Source organism: Polaromonas sp. P3_C2 (assembly GCF_056402675.1).
Window position 1 is genome coordinate 1 of the sequence record NZ_JBFUGX010001161.1, and the last position, 718, is coordinate 718.

Here is a 718-nt window from a genome sequence, read left to right on the forward strand (position 1 = left end):
GGCCTGGTCTTCGTGCACCCTTACGACGACGAAGCCATCGTCGCAGGCCAGGGTACGGTGGTGCTGGAGATGCTGCACGCGCAACCCGACCTCGAAACGCTGGTTATAGCCGTCGGCGGTGGCGGCCTGATTGCCGGCATGGCCACGGCGGCCAAGGCGATCAAGCCCGGCATTGAAATCATCGGTGTGCAGACCTCGCGCTTCCCGGGCATGGTCAACGCCATCAAGGGCACCCGGCACCCCCAGGGCACCAGCACCATCGCCGAGGGCATTGCGGTGGGGACGCCGGGCGTCATCCCGCAGGCCATCATCGCGAAGCTGGTCGACGACCTGGTGCTGGTGGACGAGGGCGATATCGAGCAGGCCATGGTCATGCTGCTAGAGATCGAGAAAACCCTGGTCGAAGGTGCCGGCGCGGCCGGGCTGGCGGCGCTGTTGAAGTACCCGGAGCGTTTTGCGGGTAAGAAGATCGGCCTGGTGCTGTGCGGCGGCAACATCGACCCGCTGCTGCTGGCGGCCATCATCGAGCGCGGCATGGTGCGCGCCGGGCGCCTGGCCCGCATCAAGGTCAGCGTGCGCGACATTCCGGGCTCATTGGCCAAGATCACCGCCACCGTGGCCGACGCCGGGGCCAATATCGATGAGGTGCATCACCAGCGCGCCTTCACCATGCTCTCGGCCCAGAACGTGGAGATCGAGCTGGTGATCCAGACACGCG

The 718-nt window shown here is 66.4% G+C and carries 1 protein-coding gene; it reads left to right on the forward strand.

All coding sequences use genetic code 11. From position 1 onward, the window contains the following. Window positions 1-718, forward strand: a 718-nt coding sequence (locus AC1DWI_RS25335; RefSeq protein ID WP_477726208.1) for a pyridoxal-phosphate dependent enzyme, incomplete at both ends; no start/stop codon positions are given.